The following is an 18,438-nucleotide window of genomic DNA, read 5'->3' on the forward strand; positions in this document are numbered from 1 at the left end:
GATGCTGAAGACGACATTGGCGGGCCTGCGGGCCCACAAGCTGCGCCTGCTGCTGACGGGCCTGGCCATCACCCTCGGCGTGGGCTTCATCTCCGGCACCTTCGTCCTGACCGACACGATGGACAAGGGGGTCGGCAAGACGTTCGCGCGGTCGGCGGGCAAGGTCGACGTCGCGGTGCTGCCCAAGAGCGACGCTCCGGGCGCCAGGGTCCCGGCGGACATCCTCCAGCGGGTTCGTGCCCTGCCAGGGGTCACGGACGTGCAGGGCAAAGTGCAGGGCGACGCAGCGCTGATCGGTAAGAAGGGGAAGGCCGTAGGGAACATGCCCACGGTCGGGATGTCGGTCCCAACCGGGCGGCTGCTGCGCTACGACGTCGACAAGGGTCGGACTCCGTCCGGCGGAGCCGAGACGGTGCTGGACACCCAGACCGCCAAGCGGGAGGGCTTCAAGGTCGGGGACGCGGTGACGATCCTCGACAAGGCGAGCCGCCCGCACCGCTTCACCGTCGTCGGCATCGTGGACTTCGGCATCGACCATGAGATCGGGTACCGCGGCGCGGTCGGCTTCGACGCGGCCACCACGATGCTGATGACCGGTGAGAGGCAGTACAGGGAGATCGACGTCGCGGGCGGGAACCGCGAGGCGGTCGCGGCGGCCGTGGGACCGCGATACCGGACCTACACCGGCGCGGAACTGGGCGCGAAGCTGGCCCGCGCGGCGGGCGCCGACACCAAGGTCATCCGCACCGGGCTATTGATCTTCGGGCTGGTGGCGATGCTCGTCTCCGCCCTGGTCATCTACAACACCTTCTCGATCCTCATCGCGCAGCGGATGCGCGAGATGGCGCTGCTGCGCTGCGTCGGCGCGACCCGGCGCCAGGTGTTCGGCGGCGTGCTCGCCGAGTCCGCGGTGGTCGGGCTGGTCGGCTCGGCGCTCGGCGTCCTCGCCGGGCTCGGGCTCGGCGCCGGGGCGCTGGTGCTGATCGGCGACCTGAACCCGCAGAACAAGGTCGGCGGCCTGACGCTCACCGGCCGGACGGTCGCCGTGGCCATGGCGGTGGGCGTCATCGTCACCGTGCTGTCGGCGGTGCTGCCCGCCCGGACCGCGACCCGCGTCCCGCCGGTCGCGGCGCTGCGCAACGACCTGGAGCCGGGCAGCCGCCGGTTCCGGCTCGGCCGGCTGCGGACGGCCCTGGCGGCGGTGCTCGGCGCGATCGGCCTGGCGCTCGGGGGGCTCGGCTCGCTGGTGATGGAGAAGGGCGAGATCGCGATGGACGTGGTCGCGTTCGCCGGCGGAGTGTTCTTCCTCGGGGTGATCGCGGCGATGCCCGCGCTGGTGCGGCCGCTCGGCCGGGTCGCCGGCGCGATCCCGGCGCGCCTGGGCGGCGTGCCGGGACGGCTCGCGGTGGCCAACGCCCAGCGCGCCCCGCGGCGCACCGCGACCACCACGATCGCGCTGACCATCGGAATCGGCCTGATGAGCCTGTTCTCGGTCGTCGCCGCCAGCGGCAAGGCCAGCGCGGCGGCGCAACTGGAGGAGCAGTTCCCGGCGGAGTTCCAGGTGGAGCCGCAGGCCGCCGACGGCGAGGTGCGGCTGCCGCACGCGCTGGCCGCGGCGCTGGCCGGGCGGCGCGAGCTCGCCCGGGTGATCGAGGTGCGCCGGCTGAAGACCGGGGTCGACGGCCGGAAGGAGACGGTCGCGGCGATCACCGCGGCGGCGATGGGCACGGTGATGAAGCCGGAGATGGCGCACGGCTCGCTGAGCGACCTCAAGCCGGGCACGGTGATGGTGGACGAGGGAACCGCCAAGGACAGGCGCCTCTCGGTCGGGAACACCGTCCGGATCGCGACCGCCCACGGCACCGCACCGGTGCGGCTCGCCGCGATCTACGGGAAGGGCACGCCGGTGTCGGGGTTCATCGTCCCCGAGGCGGACTTCGACCGGCACTTCACCGTCCGCGACCCGTCGGTGATCTACCTGAAGACCGCGGACGGCGTGCCCGCGGCGGTGGCGCGCAAGGTCGTCGACGACGCGAGCAGGCCCTACCCGACGGCCCGGGTGACGTCCGCGGCGGAGTACAAGGAGTCGCTGAGCAAGGCCATCGACATGATCCTGATGATCTTCGGTGGGCTGCTCGGGCTGGCCATCGTGATCGCCTTGTTCGGCATCGCGAACACGCTGACGCTGTCGGTGGTGGAGCGCACCCGCGAGTCGGCGCTGCTGCGGGCGCTCGGGCTCACCAGGCGCCAGCTCCGCCGGATGCTGTCGGTCGAGGCGCTGGTGATGGCCGTGATCGGCGCATTCACCGGGGTGGTGCTCGGGGTCGCCTTCGGCTGGGCGGCGACCAACGCGATGGGGAACCACACCGTGTTCTCTTTGCCCTACCTCCAGGTGGGCGGGTTCGTGGTGCTCGCCGGGGCGGCCGGGACGCTCGCCGCGGTGATGCCCGCGCGGCGCGCCGCCAAGGCGTCGATCGTGGAGTCGCTGGCGACGGGCTGACAGGGACATGGTGGGGGAGGGACGCGCGGAGGCGTCCCTCCCCCGGGGCGTCCCGTCCCCGCCGGCGGCCCGTCCGGCGCCACGCCGCGTTCCCGGACCGTTCTCGTCCCGGGGCGTCCGCGTGTGAGGGTGGTCACGGCGCGGGCCCTCCCCGCGCTCCCCGTCACCCCGCCGGGCGGCGCTCCCGCGATCCGCGGGTACATTGGGTCGCGCACGTCCGGTACCTAGCTGAGGACTGGAACGAACAGATGGATCCACACGTCACGCCCGGTTCCGCCGCGCCCGGAAACGAGCCGGACGGCGCTCTGGACGGCGCTCTGGACGGCACGGTCGAGCGGCCGCAGGACCGTCCCGCGCGGCTGTCGGTCGGCGTCGTCGGCGCGGGCCGCGTGGGCACCGCGCTCGGCGTGGCGCTGGCGCGCGCGGGGCACCGCGTGGTCGCCGCCGCCGCGGTCTCCGCGCGGTCGCGGGCCCGGGTCGAGGAACGGCTGCCCGGCACGGCCGTCATGGAGCCGCAGGAGGCCGTCGCCGCCGCCGACCTGGTGCTGCTGACCGTCCCCGACGACGTGCTGCCCGAGCTCGCCGGCGGGCTGGTCGCCGCGGGCGTCCCGGTGACCGGCAAGCTCGTCCTGCACACGAGCGGGCGGTACGGCGCGGACGTCCTGGACCCGCTCACCCGGGCGGGGGCGCTGCCGCTGGCGCTGCATCCGGTGATGACCTTCACCGGCCGCCCGGACGACGTGAACCGGCTCACCGGGATCTCGTTCGGGGTCACCGCGCCCGAGCCGCTGCGCCCGGTCGCCGAGGCGCTCGTGCTGGAGATGGGCGGCGAACCGGTGTGGATCACCCAGGAGCGGCGCCCGCTGTACCACGCGGCGCTCGCCGGCGGCGCGAACCACCTGGTCACCCTGGTCGTCGAGGCGATGGACCTGCTGCGCGGCGCGGGCGTCGCCGAACCGGGCCGGATGCTCGGCCCGCTGCTCGGCGCGGCCCTGGACAACGCGCTGCGGCTCGGCATCGACGGCCTCACCGGCCCGGTCGCGCGCGGCGACGCGGGCACCGTCGCGGGCCATGTCGCCGAGCTGGGCCGGATGTCGGCCGAGAGCCGCCGCGCGTACGTGGCGATGGCCCGGCTCACCGCGGACCGGGCCCTCGGCGCGGGACTGCTCAAGGCCGAGGACGCCGAGCGGCTCCTCGAGGCGCTGGCCGACTGATCAGGGAGGATCCGTGACCGAGCCGAGCGGCGCCCCCGCGCCGTCCCCCACCTCGCCCCCCGTGCTGGATCCCGTGCCGGATCCGGCGCTGGATCCCGTGCCGAATCCGGTGCCGGGTTCCGTGCCGCCCGTCATCGCGCGGACGCGCGAGGAACTGGCCGCCGTCCGGTCCGGGGCGCGCGGCGCGCTGGCGCTCGTCCCGACGATGGGGGCGCTGCACGAGGGGCACCGCTCGCTGATCCGGCGGGCGCGCGCGGAGGCGGGCGCCGAGACGGGCACCGTCGTGGTGAGCGTCTTCGTCAACCCGCTCCAGTTCGGGCCGGGCGAGGACTTCGACCGCTATCCGCGGACGCTCGCCGCCGACCTCGCGGTGTGCGCCGAGGAGGGCGTGGACGCGGTGTTCGCTCCCGGCCGGGAGGTCATGTACCCGGCGGAGCCGGAGGTCACGGTCCGGGCCGGGACGATGGGCGAGCGGGTGGAGGGCGTGACGCGCCCCGGCCACTTCGACGGGATGCTCACGGTCGTGCTGAAGCTGTTCAACCTGGTGCGCCCCGATCTCGCGGTCTTCGGGGAGAAGGACGCGCAGCAGCTCGCGATGATCCGCCGGATGGTCGCCGACCTGGACGTGCCGGTGCGGATCGTGGGCGCCCCGACCGTCCGGGAGCCGGACGGGCTGGCCCTGTCGAGCCGCAACCGCTACCTGTCGGCGGCCGAGCGCGCCACCGCGCTGGCCCTGTCCCGGGCCCTGCGGGCCGGCGCGGACGCCGCCGCGGACGGCCCGGCGGCGATCCTGGCCGCGGCGCGCGGCGTGCTCGACGCGGCCGCGGCCGCCGAGCCGCCGCTCGCGCCGGACTACCTCGTGCTCGTCGATCCCGTGACGTTCACCGAGATCACCGGGCCGCACGAGGGGCCGGCCGTGCTCGCGGTGGCGGGCCGGGTCGGCGCCACCCACCTCATCGACAACGTCCACCTCCAGCCCGGCCCCGCGAAGGAGCACTGATGTTCCGGACGATGTTCAAGTCGAAGATCCACCGCGCCACCGTGACGCAGGCGGATCTGCACTACGTCGGGTCGCTGACCATCGACGAGGACCTGATGGACGCCGCCGACCTGCTGCCCGGCGAGCAGGTCCACGTGGTGGACATCGACAACGGCGCGCGCCTGGAGACCTATCTGATCGCGGGCGAGCGCGGCTCCGGAGTGATCGGGATCAACGGCGCCGCGGCCCGTCTCGTCCAGCCCGGCGACCTGGTGATCATCATCAGCTACGCGCAGCTCGCCGACGCCGAGGCGCGCGAGTTCCGGCCGCGCGTGGTGCACGTGGATCGGTCCAACAAGATCATTTCATTGGGCTCCGACCCGGCCGAGCCGGTTCCGGGCGGCGGCGGCGGCGTCCGCGGCGACCTCGTCAAGGGCTGACCCTTCCGCGCTCTCCCGGGTCCCGGGAACGGCCGCATACCCCCGCCGCCAGGGGGTGTGCGGCCGTTTCGCGGCTTGCCGCCGAATGTTCGTTGAATGTGACTTACGTCCGAAACGGGAGCCGGGCGCGCCGTATCCCCGGGGTTAATGTCACAATGACGAGAATCGAGCCCCGAGGAGGGCCCATGATCCCTTCCGTTCTCCCCGCCCCCGCCCCCGGATGGACCCGCGACACCGACGTCGTCGTCATCGGCTCCGGCATCGCCGGCCTGGTGACCGCGCTGCGCTGCCGCCCGCACGGCCGGGTCCTGCTCGTCACCAAGGCCCTGCTGGACGCGGGGTCGACCCGCTGGGCGCAGGGCGGCATCGCCGCCGCGCTGGCCCCCGGCGACGACCCCCGGGACCATCTGGCCGACACCCTCACCGCCGGGGTCGGGCTGTGCGACGAGGACGCGGTGCGGGCCATGGTCACCGAGGCGCCGGACGCCGTGCGCGGGCTCATCGCGCTCGGCGCCGCGTTCGACCGCACCGCCGCCGGGGAGATCGCGCTCACCCGGGAGGGCGGCCACCACCACGACCGGGTCGCGCACGCCGGCGGCGACGCGACCGGCGCGGAGGTCAGCCGCGCGCTGCGCGCCGCGCTCAAGGACTCCGGCGTCGAGGTCGTCGAGCACGCGCTGGTCCTCGACCTGCTGAAGGACGCGGCCGGACGCGCCGCGGGGGTCACCCTCCACGTCATGGGCGAGGGCCAGCCGGGCGGCGTCGGCGCCGTCCGGGCCCGCGCCGTCGTGCTCGCCACCGGCGGGCTCGGCCAGGTGTTCTCCGCCACGACCAACCCCGAGGTGTCCACCGGCGACGGCGTGGCGCTCGCGCTGCGCGCCGGCGCCGCCGTCACCGACCTGGAGTTCGTCCAGTTCCACCCGACGGTGCTGTGGCTCGGCCCCGGCGCGCGCGGGCAGCAGCCGCTGATCTCCGAGGCGGTGCGCGGCGAGGGCGCCCACCTGGTCGACCGCGCGGGCGTGCGCTTCATGACCGGGCGGCACGAACTGGGCGAGCTGGCCCCGCGCGACGTCGTCGCCAAGGGCATCATGAACCGGATGCGGGAGACCGGCGAGCCCTACATGCTGCTCGACGGCCGGCACCTCGGCGCCGCGACGTGGGAGCACCGCTTCCCCACCATCCTCGCCGTCTGCCGCCACCACGGCATCGACCCGGTGACCGAGCCGATCCCGGTCGTCCCGGCCGCCCACCACGCCAGCGGCGGCGTCCGCACCGACCTGCACGGCCGCACGTCCGTGCCCGGCCTGTACGCCTGCGGGGAGGTCGCCTGCACCGGCGTGCACGGCGCCAACCGCCTGGCGTCCAACTCGCTGCTGGAGGGCCTGGTGTTCGCCGCCCGGATCGCCGGCGCGATCCGGGACGACCCGGCCGGCGAGCCGGGCGAGTTCCAGATCGTCCGGGACGGGACGCGCCCGCTCGACCCGGCGCTGCGCGGCGAGATCCAGGAGATCATGACGTCGCGCGCCGGGTTGCTGCGCGGCGGCGCGGGCCTGGACGCCGCCGCCCGGGAGCTGGCCGCCCTCCCCGGCCGCTCCGGGCCCGAGGTCGCGCCCGGCGTCGCGGCGTGGGAGGTCGCCAACCTGCACGCCGTCGCCACGGCGATCGTCGCCGCCGCGCGGCGGCGCGAGGAGACCCGCGGCAGCCACTGGCGGGAGGACTTCCCCGACCGCTCCGACTCCGCCTGGCGCGGCCGCCTGGTCACGCGCTTGGACGGGAACGCTCTGACGACCACCTACGAGCCCATCGCCGGGCCGACGGAAGGGAGCCGCGCATGACACCGGAACTGGAGAGCGCGCTGCGGGACGCGGGGCTCGATCCACAGGCTGTGGAGAACCTCGTCCGGACCGCGCTCGCCGAGGACGGCGAGGTCGACGTCACCAGCGAGCCGATCTTCTCTCCGCGGGACGCCGCGACCGGCGACTTCGCGGCCCGCGAGGAGGGCGTCGTCGCCGGCCTGCCGGTCGCCGCCGTCGTGTTCGAGCTGCTGGGCGTCGCGTACGAGACGAAGGCGTCCGACGGCGACCGGGTCGTCCCCGGACAGGTGCTGGTCTCGGTGAGCGGCCCCACCCGCGCCGTCCTGCGGGCGGAACGGACGGCCCTGAACCTGCTCACCCACCTCTCCGGCATCGCCACAGCTGCCCGTCTCTGGACGGACGCGATGGAGGGCACCAAGGCGAGGGTCCGCGACACCCGCAAGACCCTCCCCGGCCTGCGCGCCCTGCAGAAGTACGCGGTGCATCGCGGTGGCGGGGTGAACCACCGGATGGGCCTGCACGACGCGGCGCTGGTCAAGGACAACCACATCGCCGCCGCCGGATCGGTCACCAAGGCGTTCGAGGCCATCCGCGGCGTCTACCCGTCCCTGCACGTCCAGGTGGAGTGCGACACGCTCGCGCAGGTGGAGGAGGCCCTCGCCGCCGGTGCCCGGTCGATCCTGCTGGACAACATGACCGACGCGCAGATGACCGAGGCCGTGCGCGTCGTGGCGGGGCGCGCGGAACTGGAGGCCAGCGGGGGGCTTACCCTGGACAGGGCCCGAGACGTCGCCGTGACCGGGGTGGACTACCTTGCAGTCGGCGCGCTGACCCATTCGGCGCGCGTGCTCGACATCGGCCTTGACTTCACCTGACCAGCGGGGACCTGATGCTGCTCACCATCGACGTCGGTAACACCAACACCGTCCTCGGCCTGTTCGAGGGCGAGGAGGTGATCGAGCACTGGAGGATCAACACCGATCCGCGGCGGACCGCCGACGAGATCGCCGTGGTCCTCCAGGGGCTGGTCCAGCAGAGCCCGCTGCTGGCCGAGACCGACATCAGCGGCATCGCGCTGTGCTCCACGGTCCCGTCCGTCCTGCACGAGATGCGGGAGATGTGCCGCCGCTACTACGGCGACGTCGCGGCGGTGATCGTGGAGCCGGGGGTCAAGACCGGCGTGCCCGTCCGCATGGACAACCCGAAGGAGGTCGGCGCCGACCGCATCGTGAACGCGCTCGCCGCCGTCCACCTGCACCGCGGTCCCGCGATCGTCGTGGACTTCGGCACCGCCACGACCTTCGACGCCGTCTCCGCCAAGGGCGAGTACGTGGGCGGCGCGATCGCCCCGGGCATCGAGATCTCGATCGACGCGCTCTCCTCCCGCGGCGCCCAGCTGCACAAGATCGAGCTGGTCCGGCCGCGCAACGTGATCGCCAAGAACACCGTCGAGGCGCTCCAGTCGGGCATCATCTTCGGCTTCGCCGGGCAGGTGGACGGGATCGTCGAGCGGATGTCGGAGGAGCTGGCGGCCAACCCCGACGACGTCACCGTCATCGCGACCGGCGGGCTGGCACCGCTCGTCCTGGAGGAGTCCCGCTGCATCGACGTGTTCGAGCCCTGGCTCACCCTCGTCGGACTCCGTCTCATTTACGAGCGGAACACCGTATAGGTCCGAGCCCGGCCCGCCTCCCGCGCGCCGTCCCGCCGCCACCGGGCGCTCGTGCCGCCCGCGACCCCGGCCGGAGTGGACGGGAGAGCACAAGCCGTTCGCGCGGCATCGAGCGCGCTGGATAGCCTTGGGCCGTGAGTGACGAGACCAACGACACCGCTTCCGCGGAGGACGCCGCCCGGGACGAGCTGCCCGAGCAGATGCGCGTCCGCCGCGAGAAGCTCGACCGCCTCCGCGAGAGCGGGATCGACCCGTACCCGGTGGGCTTCCCGCGCACGGCGACCGTCGCCGAGGTGCGCGCGAAACACCCCGGCCTGGAACCGGGCACCGAGACGGGCGAGAAGGTCGGCGTCACCGGTCGCGTCATGCTCGTCCGCAACACCGGCAAGCTGTGCTTCGCCACCATCCGCGACTCCGGCGCCGACATCCAGGTGATGCTGTCGCTGGCCAACGTGGGCCAGGACGCGCTCGACTTCTGGAAGCGCGAGGTCGACCTCGGCGACCACGTGGGCGTCGAGGGCGAGGTCATCGCCTCCCGCCGCGGCGAACTGTCGATCATGGCGGACCGGTTCGCGATCACCTCCAAGTGCCTGCGGCCGCTGCCGGACAAGCACGCCGGCCTCACCGACCCGGAGGCGCGGGTCCGGCTGCGCTACGTCGACCTGATCGTCAACGACGAGGCCAGGAAGATGGCGCACGTCCGCAGCGCCACCGTCCGCGCCGTCCGCGACTTCTGGCACGAGGAGGGCTACCTCGAGGTCGAGACGCCCATGCTGCAGCCCGTGCACGGCGGCGCGGCGGCCCGCCCGTTCCAGACGCACATCAACGCCTACGGCATGGACCTGTACCTGCGCATCGCGATCGAGCTGTACCTCAAGCGGCTCGTCGTCGGCGGCATCGAGAAGGTCTTCGAGATCAACCGCAACTTCCGCAACGAGGGCGCGGACTCCACGCACAACCCCGAGTTCACGATGCTCGAGGCGTACGGCAGCTACCTCGACTACAACGACATGGCCGACCTGACCCAGCGGATGTACCAGCGGGCCGTCACGGCGGCGCTGGGCACCACGGTCGTCGTCCACGACGGCACGGAGATCGACCTCGGGATCGCGGAGTGGCCGCGCGCCACCCTGTACGGCCTGGTGTCGGGAGCCCTCGGCGAGGAGATCACGCCGCACACGCCGATCGAGGCCGTGCGCAAGCTCGCCGACGGCCGCGGCGTCCACTGGGACGCCAAGTGGGGGCAGGGCAAGCTCGTCCAGGAGCTGTTCGAGGAACTGGTGGAGCACACCCTCGTCCAGCCGACCTTCGTGATGGACTACCCCGTCGAGACCTCGCCGCTGACCCGCCAGCACCGCGCCGAACCGCTGCTCACCGAGAAGTGGGACCTCATCGGCTTCGGGACGGAGCTCGGGACCGCCTACTCGGAGCTGGTCGACCCGATCGAGCAGCGCCGCCGGCTGACCGAGCAGTCGCTGCTGGCGGCGGGCGGCGACCCCGAGGCGATGCAGCTCGACGAGGACTTCCTGCGCGCCCTGGAGTACGCCATGCCCCCGACCGGCGGCGTCGGCGTCGGCATCGACCGGATGATCATGGCCTTCACCGGCAAGGGCATCCGCGAAACGATCCTCTTCCCCCTGGTCAAACCAGGCGGCTGACCCCACCCGGCTCTCGTGTGAGCGGGCGGTGGCCGTCGGCCTTGGCCCGCGGGCGAGGGGGCGATGGCCGCTGACCTGGGCCCGCGGGCGGGCGCGCCCCCAGTCCCGCCGGGGCGAGGCCGAAGGCGAGCCCCGGCGGGACTGATCGCGAAGCGATTCGCGCTCGCACAAGATCGGTCAGGTGCGAGCCGCCAGGCGAGCGCCTGGGCCGAGATTGAAATGAATCACGCCGACTCGCGGATCACGAGGTCCGGGGTCAGGACGACCTGGCGGTGCTGGTGGGACTGGCCCTCCCGGATCTCCGCCAGCGCGAGCTCGGCGGCCTCCCAGCCGATCTCGTGGCGCGGCTGGCGGATCGTGGTCAGCGGCACGGCGGCGCTCGCGGCCAGCTCGATGTCGTCGTAGCCGATGACGGCGATGTCCTGCGGGACGCGGACGCCGAGCCGGGTCAGCTCGTTGATCAGCCCGATGGCGAGCAGGTCGTTGGCGCAGAACACGCCGTCCGGCGGCGGTGACATCGCCAGCAGGCGCTGCGCCGCGGCCTGGCCCTCGGTGGGGCTGAGCGCGTCCATGACGAGCACGACGGGCTTGCAGAAGCCCGCCTCCACGATCGTCCTGGCGGCGCCGTCGCGGCGCTCCACGCACGGCTGGGACTCGGGCGCGCCGGTCACGAACGCGATCCGCTCGCGGCCGATGCCGAGCAGGTGCGCGGCGGCGATCTCGCCGCCGGCGACATGGTCGACCTGGGCCGAGCACGCGTCGGCACCGTCACGGTCGATCAGGACGACGCTGAGCCCGGCCGCGCGCAGCCGGGCGATGTCGTCGGCGCCGAGCCCCACGGGGATGATCAGGACGCCGGCGGCGCGCTGCTCGGCCAGCAGTTCCAGCGAGCGCCGTTCCCGGGCCGCGGAGTGGTCGCTGGAGAGCCAGAGGGCGTCGTGGCCCGCCTCGTTGAGCGCCTGGTCCGCCCCGCGCACCACGTCGGTCGCGTAGGGGTTGGTGAGGTCCTCGATGACGACGCCGAAGGCGCGGCGCGGCTCGTCGCCGAACTCGCCCGCGGTGCGCGCCGCGCGCTGCCGCAGCCGCCGCGCGGACTCGTTACGGACGAACCCGAGCTCCTCGATCGCAGCTCGAACACGCTTTCGGGTAGCTTCGGCCACGAGGTCTGGCCGGTTTAGGACATTCGAAACGGTCCCAACTGAGACCCCGGCACGCCTCGCGACCTCGCGAATACTGGTCTGTGGCAACTCGCTCCTCGTCCGCCCCGGATCTGTTTTCGCAGGTAGTGGAGTTTTGCATATCGGACCCCCCGAAGGCCGGTCACGCAGAGTGACATTGCGAACGCGGGGCGCACTTGACTAGCGCTTGACGGGCCGGATCCGGCCGCCTAGCGTTCCGAGCCGAAGCGTAGCTTGAAACGATTCACGATCTTCGTCCGCGGCGAGATCCGGTGCGTCCAATCAAGAAGGGGCGGGTGGGATGGCTGGCGATCTTGACCCGTCCCCGGGCGAGGCGAACCCCGACCCGGCAAGGTCCTTCCACGCCGTCGTGGGCGGGCCCGGACAGGGGAGCACGTCTGCGTCCGGTTGGCCAACGAGTGAATCGTCACCCGGAGTTCCCCCGCACGACCCCGCAATCGGCCCATCGGCCACCTCCGGCCAAGCACGTGAGACGGAAAAGGAACCCGATGATCTAAGTCCGGAAGGCTCCGGACCCGGCAACCCAACGCGTACAGATCGAGGCCCAACCCGTGCCTGTGCAGCGGACGGCTGCATCCCCGCGGTCATCAACCACGGACGAGGGAGGACGGAGTGGAACAGGCCACACTGCTGCGACGTGGCACCGACGATCTGCGGCTGAGCGAGGAGGAGATCAAACTGCTCGCGCAGATCGCCAGTGGTGTCACCGCCGATGTGGCGGCACGCAAGCTTGAGCTGAGTGCGCGGACCTTGCGCCGCCGGTTGCGGACGATCTGCGACCGGCTGGAGGTCAACACCCCTATCGAGGCCGTGGTGTGGGCGGCCCGGAGGCAGCTCATCTAGCGGAGGTACCGGCGCCCGCCAGGGGACGGTGGGCGTCATCGAGAGAAACCAGGCGGCCGACATCACGCGAACTCCGTCCGACCCCGCAGCGGCGGCGCCGCCGGCCTGACAGGTAGGTCCCTGCAGGAGGCGTCGCCGCGGACGTTGTTCCGCCCTTCACCGCTTCGGCGGCATGCTCGCCAGGCACGGCTCCGTGGACCGGCCGGTGCCCGGCGACGGCGGTCCGGTGTGACGATCCCGTGCGGCGCCCCGGTACGGCGCTCCGGTGTCCGGACCGGCCGAGGTGCGACGGCCGTGCTCGCGACGGTCGTGCTCGCGACGGCTGTGCTCGCGGCGGGCCGCCGGGAGAGCCGTCAGGCGACGCGGACCCCGCCCGCGAAGGGACGGCCGGCCATCGGGGCGATCTTCACGACGTCTCCCGTGTGGGGGGCGTGCAGCATCTTCCCGTCGCCGACGTACATGCCCATGTGGTGCAGGTCGGAGTGGAAGAAGACCAGGTCGCCCGGCTGCAGCTCGCTCTCAGAGACGCGGGTGCCCGCGTTCCACTGGCTGCCGGTGTAGTGCGGCAGGTTGATCCCGACCTGCTTGTAGGCCCACATCGTCAGCCCGGAGCAGTCGAACGTCGTCGGGCCCGCGGCGCCCCACACGTACGGACGGCCGATCTTGGTCATCGCGTAGCGGAGCGCCTGGGCGGCCTTGCCGGTGCCGATGACCGGCAGCTTGCCCAGCTCGGAGGGGTCCTTCTTGACGAGCTGCCCGCGGATCTTCTCGTACAGCTGGGTGACCTTCTTGCGCTGCACGTCGAGCTGGGCGCGCAGCTGCGTGACCTGCTGGGCGCGCGTCTCGGCGGCTTTGCGCGCGCGCTGGGCGGCCTGCATGGTCTGCATCAGTCCCAGGACCCGGGTGCTGTCCTGGGTGGCGAAGTAGTTGAGCGTGGCGGCCTGGTCGAGGACGGCCTGGGGGTCCTGGGAGGCGACGAAGGAGACCGTGGGGTCGGAGCCCCCCTGCATGTAGCTCGTCGCGGCGAGGGCGCCGACGCGCTCGCGGATGCCGCGCAGGGCCTCCTCCTGGCGCTTGGCGTTGTCGGTGGCGACCTTGGCGGCCCGCTGCGACTGCTGGAGCTTGACCTTCAGGCCGTTGTACTGCTCGGTGAGCTGCTCCAGCTGGTCGGCGAGCTTGGTCGCCTGGGTCTTGAGCTCCTTGGCGGAGGGACCCGGGTCGGCGTGCGCGGCGGCCACGGTGTGCGCGGCGGGTACCCCCGGCGCGATCGCGGGCGCGATGGAGAGGGCGGCGACGGTGCCGGCGATGGTCAGTGAACGGCCCCGGAATCGCGGCGTTCGTCCGTTATGTGCACGTGCAGAGCGCGAAATGGATGCAGGCCGGAACGGCTCCACCAATGCTCCCCTCTTCGTCCGCCTGCCGAGTTGGCTGACGGGTTCGGGCCGGAGCAGCCCGTCCGCGGCCGCGCGTGGATCGGTTCCACGCGTGTTTGCGGATTCACCCCTGCCGGCACCGGCCCAGGGTGTTCCCTGGACCTTCCGGAAGCGGGGTCCCCGGCTCCTCGGGGCGCTGGTTGCGGCCCGGGGACTCGGCGGTCCGGCCTCCGTCATGCGGAGGGCCGACGTCAGCGCAGGAGACTAACGGAACCGGCATTGGATGCCAACCAGAACATGCGAAATCGCTGGTCGTGGCTACGCTCGGCGACGGACGGCCGGTTCCTTCCCCGCGTTCGGCGCGGGTTTCGAGTCACTTGTCCGGACCCCTGTCGAGGCACTTGTCCGGCTCCTCACCATCCGTACGTGGGTGCCGACATCTGGTGAGGGAAGGTCGTTCGGTAATCTCGCCTGTTTGTGGAAGTCGTGATCAGGCGCGCTCGTACCGCCGACGTTCAGGAGATCCGCAGGCTGGTCGATCTGTACGCCGGGTCGGGACGACGCCTGCTCAAGAAGTCCACCGTGAAGCTGTACGAGGACGTGCAGGAGTTCTGGGTCGCCGAAGACCTGCAAGAGGGGAAGCCGGGACCGGTCATCGGTTGCGGGGCTCTGCACGTGATGTGGGAGGACTTGGCCGAGGTCCGCTCCGTGGCCGTGGCGCGGGGATACGGCGGACGTGGCATCGGGCACCGGATCGTCGCCCAACTGCTGCGGACGGCCAGGGAACTCGGCGTGCGGAGGGTGTTCTGCCTTACCTTCGAGGTGGACTTCTTCGCGCGTCACGGATTCGAGCCGATACTGGGGACTCCGGTGGCACCGGAGGTGTATGAGGAGCTTCTCCGCTCCTACGACGAAGGCGTGGCGGAGTTCTTGGACCTCGACCGGGTCAAGCCGAATACGTTGGGCAACACCCGGATGTTGCTTCGCCTGGAGGACTGACCTACATGAATGATTCCCCTAACCGCGGGCGGTCCCAGCCTCCCCAGGGGCAGGGTTCGTACGGCCCCCCGCCCCCGTACCAGGGTCCTCAGGGGCAGCAACCGCAGCAATGGCAGCAGCCGGCCCAGCAGCCGGCCCAGCAGCAATGGCAGCAGCCTTCCCCTCAGCAGCAGTGGCAGCAGCAGCCCGCCCAGCAGTGGCAGCAGCAGCCGCAACAGGACCAATGGCAGCAACAGCAGCCCTACGACCAGTCCTATGACCAATACGGCGGCCAGCAGTACGGAGAGCAGTACGACCCGTCTTCCAACGCGGCGGACCTCCCCCTCGCGCCCATCTACCGCCGCGCGGGCGCGCGCCTCATGGACAACGCGCTCGTCGCGGTCTTCGGGTTCGCGCTCGTCCTGCCGGTCACGGTCGGCGTGTTCGGGCTGGGGAAGCCGGGCAACAAGGCCGGTGAGGAGGGCGGCATCTGGAACTGGCCCATCATCTTCACGCTCTTCTGCGTGTTGTCGCTGCTGCCCTTCATCTACGAGGCCGTCCAGCTGTCGATGTGGGGACGCACGCTGGGCAAGCGCGTCCTCGGCCTGGGCGTCGTGCAGGTCCGCCCGGCCGGTGAGGCGCTGACGACGACGCAGGCGGTCTGGCGCGCCGGCATCACGCACATCGCCTACCAGATCGGTGTCTTCTTCTTCCTCGCCATCGCCGCGATGGTGTGGAGCTACGCCGCCTACGGAATGGTCCTCGTCTGGGCGGGCGGGCTGATGGCGTATCTGTGGGCGATCTGGGATCAGCCGCTCCACCAGGCGCTGCACGACCGGTTCTCCGGCACGATCGTCATCGACGAGCGCGTGGGCGACGGAGAGTACTCCGAGTACTCCGAGTACGCGGAGTAGGCCGGCCATGTCCGCGCCGCACCCGGCGCAGAGTCCCGGCGAGCCGTCCGGGGCGGGAGTTCCCCTCCCGGACGACTCCGTTCCGGACGCCGCGGTCCCCGAGACCACGGGACCGGCCGGTGCTTTCTCGGACGGTGCTCTCTCGGCCGGTGCTTTCTCGGACGGCGCCCTCCCGGACGGCACGGTCCCTGAAGGCCCCGTCCCGGGGGCCCTGGACCTGGACGGGGCGCCGGTCCTCCTCGCCGAGCCGGGCCAGCGCCTGCTGGCCCGCATCGTCGACACCCTCGTCGTCGGCCTGCCCGTCATCGTGGTGGTCCGCCAGGCCGTCTCCGGCCATGACGTGGACGTCGTGGCCCCGCCCGCCGTGGCCGGGTGCCTGCTGCTGTACGAGGCCGTCCAGCTCGCCGTCTGGGGGCGGACGCTCGGCAAGCGCTTCGCCGGGATCGAGGTCGCCGCCGCCCCGCGGGACCAGGGCGCCGCGCAGCGGCCGGAAGCGGCCCTCCCGGACGCCGCCGTGGGGCCCGGGAGCGCCGTGGAGCCGGGCGGCCGCCTGGGCGTGCTCCGGGCCGTCCTGCGCGCCGCGGTCTACGCGCTGCCGGTCGCCGTCCGCCCGGTACCGGTGCTCGGTCTTCTCGCGGGCCTGTTCTGGGTGGCGAACGCCGGGGCGATGTACGAGGGGACGCGCCGCCAGGCCGTCCATGACAGGCTCGCCGGCACCCTCGTCGTGAAACGGCCCCGCCGGGATTCTCCGCGAGCCTGAGGCCCTCCCGGCATCGGTTCGACGCGTGGCCTCTTGCGGCAACTCTCAACGCCTCTCCGGGCCCTTCGGCGCCCTCACGCGCGCATCCCCGCGCCTCTCCGTCTATCGCCGCGCACGCGTCGGGATGCCCCCATGAGCCCGCCGCGCCGCCCGCAGGGCTTTCCGGTCCTCCCGGCCCCGGTTTGGGCGCCCCGGGCAACAAGCTTTTCGTCTGTTGCCCGTCGCGCCCGTATGCGGTCCATGGTGGCCGAACGAACCCGTAGGGCATTCCAGGGCCGGGTCCACTCCTCTTCCGGTCGTGTTCGCGGACGGTTCCCCTGACGGTTCCGGGCGGGTTCCCACCCGCTTCCCGAGCCGCCGCAAGCGGGCCGCCAGGCGTCTTAAGGCGTCCGGGAGGAGCCTGGGAAACGGGTTCTCTAGGGCGAATGCCGTGCTCGTTCCGGTTACGGACCCGAAACGAGGTGGATGTGTCGTGTCCCGGACGCGCCCTCCGGTTTGGGATGCGCTTCCCCGCCGGTCGCGGCCAGGCTTCATAGGGCGGTGGACTTACCCCCGGTATCGGGACCCCTCCCGCTTGGAACGAGCCTTTCGGTTCCTGTGACCCGCGAGGGCCGGTGCCGGTACCGTGCGCTCTGGAGCCGGTCCCGGACGCGGACTTGAAGAAGAGGGCAAGCAGTGGGATTGTGCCGCTTATCCTCTGATTTCGGTATGCGGCGGGGCCGGCGGCGTTGCGCCGGGACGGCGGAACGTGACTTCGCGTCACGGGGAGGTGGCAACAGATTTTCGTCGGCGCCGCGCTCGCCGTTATCCAGCGACATCGCCCGGTGGGAGCCGCGCAGGCCGCCCGGCGGCGGTGCCGTGCCCTCGCACATTCCATGGGCGCGGTGTCGTTAGTGCCGTTACGGCAGGGTTAATCGTTGGCGGCGGGGGCGGTGGTGCCCGGCCGGTTAAGGTCGCGGTGGCTCTTTTCCGCCGGGCGGTCCGCCCGCCGGAAAGCCGCACGCGGCGAAACCCGGACCAATGCCGGGGCCCTCGCCGTGCCCGCCCGTCCAGGTCAGCGCGCCGGACGGTGTCGCCGTGCTCGCCGAAATCCCGGTGCCCGGACGGCGCGGGCGGACAATTCATCCGGCATCGGCCGGTCCGCTCGCCGCCGTGTCGCCCCACGCCGGGGTGATGGCGGATTCGGCGGACCATGATTACGAAGAGTTACGGCCGGGGCCAAGAGCTTCAAGCGCACGACTTGAATTGTCATCCGAGGACTTCTCGGTATATCTTTGACAACCGAATGCAGTTTGCTCAAGCGAAAGGTCTGTCCCCATGGCACAGAAGGTTCAGGTGCTTCTCGTCGACGACCTCGACGGTGGCGAGGCGGACGAGACCGTAGCGTTCTCGATCGACGGCGCCTCCTACGAGATCGACCTCAGTGGCGCCAACGCAAAGAAGCTGCGGGATTCCCTGCAGCCCTTCGTGGAGAAGTCGCGTAAGGCGGGCACCGTCGCCCGCAGGCGCCGCCAGCGCGGTGCGTCCAGCCGCGAGCGCAGTGCCGAGATCCGCGCCTGGGCCAAGAACAATGGCATCAAGGTCAATGAGCGCGGCAGGATCCCGGCCACGGTGATCGAGCAGTACGAGGCGGCCAACTGATCCGCCCGCCCGGCCGGCGGCCCGTCTCCGTTCGCGGGACGGGCCGTTCGCTTGTGGCGTAGCGCCGCGCCGGTTCGCGGGGCGCCGCGCGAGGTACACCGGGGCCGCGGGCGATGACGCCGAATGCGCCCATCGGCGCACCGGACTTGATCGACCTGCGAAAACCCCTCGTTCGCTTGGGGCGTAGCGGGAACATGACGTACCGATGCGGTAGTTGGATGAGACTGAACAGCGCTTAGCTGGGGAACGTCTCCTGGTGGGAGTGCACCGGGCGGCCTCCTCGGGGCGGGCTAGCATGCGGAAGGACAGTTCCGGACGTTCCGGACTCTGACCAACCGCTCTGTGAGGAGCGACGAGATGTTCGAGAGGTTCACCGACCGCGCGCGGCGGGTTGTCGTTCTGGCTCAGGAAGAGGCCAGGATGCTCAACCACAACTACATCGGCACCGAGCAC

The 18,438-nt window shown here is 72.1% G+C and carries 16 protein-coding genes; 14 read left to right on the plus strand and 2 right to left on the minus strand.

What is annotated here, in order from left to right; genetic code table 11:
- Position 1: 1 nt before the first annotated feature.
- From E1291_RS02715 to lysX, 8 genes are all read left to right on the plus strand, one after another.
- Positions 2-2,500, plus strand: coding sequence for an ABC transporter permease (locus tag E1291_RS02715; RefSeq protein WP_131735909.1), 2,499 nt, complete (start codon positions 2-4; stop codon positions 2,498-2,500).
- A 248-nt stretch (positions 2,501-2,748) separates the two neighbouring features.
- Positions 2,749-3,714: a Rossmann-like and DUF2520 domain-containing protein gene (locus tag E1291_RS02720; RefSeq protein WP_131735910.1), complete on the plus strand. Its 966-nt coding sequence runs from the start codon at positions 2,749-2,751 to the stop codon at positions 3,712-3,714.
- A gap of 121 nt (positions 3,715-3,835) precedes the next feature.
- Complete coding sequence (panC, locus tag E1291_RS02725) at positions 3,836-4,714, plus strand: pantoate--beta-alanine ligase (RefSeq protein WP_131735936.1); 879 nt, start codon at positions 3,836-3,838, stop codon at positions 4,712-4,714.
- Positions 4,714-5,133, plus strand: a complete 420-nt coding sequence (panD, locus tag E1291_RS02730; RefSeq protein WP_131735911.1) for an aspartate 1-decarboxylase — start codon at positions 4,714-4,716, stop codon at positions 5,131-5,133. The genes panC and panD overlap by 1 nt, the downstream gene beginning before the upstream one ends.
- 185 nt (positions 5,134-5,318) lie before the next feature.
- Positions 5,319-6,968 (plus strand): L-aspartate oxidase, encoded by a 1,650-nt coding sequence (locus tag E1291_RS02735; protein WP_131735912.1) that lies wholly within the window; start codon positions 5,319-5,321, stop codon positions 6,966-6,968.
- Positions 6,965-7,822 (plus strand): carboxylating nicotinate-nucleotide diphosphorylase, encoded by an 858-nt coding sequence (nadC, locus tag E1291_RS44890; protein ID WP_131735913.1) that lies wholly within the window; start codon positions 6,965-6,967, stop codon positions 7,820-7,822. The genes E1291_RS02735 and nadC overlap by 4 nt, the downstream gene beginning before the upstream one ends.
- 14 nt (positions 7,823-7,836) lie before the next feature.
- A complete protein-coding gene (locus E1291_RS02745) occupies positions 7,837-8,619 on the plus strand; it encodes a type III pantothenate kinase (protein ID WP_131735914.1) in 783 nt (260 codons plus the stop codon).
- Between the two features lie 200 nt (positions 8,620-8,819).
- A complete protein-coding gene (gene lysX / locus E1291_RS02750; RefSeq protein WP_207400516.1) occupies positions 8,820-10,277 on the plus strand; it encodes a bifunctional lysylphosphatidylglycerol synthetase/lysine--tRNA ligase LysX in 1,458 nt (485 codons plus the stop codon).
- 224 nt (positions 10,278-10,501) lie between these two features.
- Here lysX and E1291_RS02755 read toward each other — a convergent pair whose 3' ends face one another.
- Positions 10,502-11,524 carry a LacI family DNA-binding transcriptional regulator gene (locus tag E1291_RS02755; protein ID WP_165494929.1) on the minus strand — a complete coding sequence of 341 codons (1,023 nt, stop codon included), beginning with the start codon at positions 11,522-11,524 and terminating at the stop codon, positions 10,502-10,504.
- 564 nt (positions 11,525-12,088) lie between these two features.
- Between E1291_RS02755 and E1291_RS02760 the strand changes: the two genes are divergently transcribed.
- Positions 12,089-12,319: a LuxR C-terminal-related transcriptional regulator gene (locus tag E1291_RS02760; RefSeq protein ID WP_131735916.1), complete on the plus strand. Its 231-nt coding sequence runs from the start codon at positions 12,089-12,091 to the stop codon at positions 12,317-12,319.
- A gap of 353 nt (positions 12,320-12,672) precedes the next feature.
- Here E1291_RS02760 and E1291_RS02765 read toward each other — a convergent pair whose 3' ends face one another.
- On the minus strand, positions 12,673-13,557 hold the full coding sequence (locus E1291_RS02765) for an NlpC/P60 family protein (protein WP_242613900.1): 885 nt from the start codon (positions 13,555-13,557) through the stop codon (positions 12,673-12,675).
- 612 nt (positions 13,558-14,169) lie between these two features.
- On the opposite strand from E1291_RS02765, the gene E1291_RS02770 reads away from it, so the two are divergent.
- The 5 genes from E1291_RS02770 to E1291_RS44990 form a co-directional block, all read left to right on the plus strand.
- Positions 14,170-14,691, plus strand: a complete 522-nt coding sequence (locus E1291_RS02770; protein WP_370770930.1) for an amino-acid N-acetyltransferase — start codon at positions 14,170-14,172, stop codon at positions 14,689-14,691.
- A gap of 5 nt (positions 14,692-14,696) precedes the next feature.
- Positions 14,697-15,584: an RDD family protein gene (locus E1291_RS02775; RefSeq protein ID WP_131735919.1), complete on the plus strand. Its 888-nt coding sequence runs from the start codon at positions 14,697-14,699 to the stop codon at positions 15,582-15,584.
- Positions 15,585-15,591: 7 nt separating this feature from the next.
- The gene (locus tag E1291_RS02780) at positions 15,592-16,344 is read left to right on the plus strand and encodes an RDD family protein (protein ID WP_131735920.1); all 753 of its coding nucleotides are present in this window, start codon (positions 15,592-15,594) and stop codon (positions 16,342-16,344) included.
- Between the two features lie 1,317 nt (positions 16,345-17,661).
- Positions 17,662-17,985, plus strand: a complete 324-nt coding sequence (locus tag E1291_RS02785) for a histone-like nucleoid-structuring protein Lsr2 (protein WP_131735921.1) — start codon at positions 17,662-17,664, stop codon at positions 17,983-17,985.
- Between the two features lie 357 nt (positions 17,986-18,342).
- The coding region (locus E1291_RS44990; RefSeq protein ID WP_131735922.1) for a Clp protease N-terminal domain-containing protein at positions 18,343-18,438 on the plus strand (96 nt) is incomplete at its 3' end.

The organism is Actinomadura roseirufa, assembly GCF_900659635.1.
GTDB classification, from domain to species: domain Bacteria; phylum Actinomycetota; class Actinomycetes; order Streptosporangiales; family Streptosporangiaceae; genus Spirillospora; species Spirillospora roseirufa.

Bases quoted from the DNA above. Each gene is read 5' to 3' on its own strand.
- E1291_RS02735 (WP_131735912.1), top strand. From the start codon at position 5,319: ATGATCCCTTCCGTTCTCCCCGCCCCCGCCCCCGGATGGACCCGCGAC.
- lysX (WP_207400516.1), top strand. From the start codon at position 8,820: ATGCGCGTCCGCCGCGAGAAGCTCGACCGCCTCCGCGAGAGCGGGATC.
- E1291_RS02780 (WP_131735920.1), top strand. From the start codon at position 15,592: ATGTCCGCGCCGCACCCGGCGCAGAGTCCCGGCGAGCCGTCCGGGGCG.
- E1291_RS02745 (WP_131735914.1), top strand. From the start codon at position 7,837: ATGCTGCTCACCATCGACGTCGGTAACACCAACACCGTCCTCGGCCTG.
- E1291_RS02785 (WP_131735921.1), top strand. From the start codon at position 17,662: ATGGCACAGAAGGTTCAGGTGCTTCTCGTCGACGACCTCGACGGTGGC.
- nadC (WP_131735913.1), top strand. From the start codon at position 6,965: ATGACACCGGAACTGGAGAGCGCGCTGCGGGACGCGGGGCTCGATCCA.
- E1291_RS02715 (WP_131735909.1), top strand. From the start codon at position 2: ATGCTGAAGACGACATTGGCGGGCCTGCGGGCCCACAAGCTGCGCCTG.
- E1291_RS02720 (WP_131735910.1), top strand. From the start codon at position 2,749: ATGGATCCACACGTCACGCCCGGTTCCGCCGCGCCCGGAAACGAGCCG.
- E1291_RS02775 (WP_131735919.1), top strand. From the start codon at position 14,697: ATGAATGATTCCCCTAACCGCGGGCGGTCCCAGCCTCCCCAGGGGCAG.
- panD (WP_131735911.1), top strand. From the start codon at position 4,714: ATGTTCCGGACGATGTTCAAGTCGAAGATCCACCGCGCCACCGTGACG.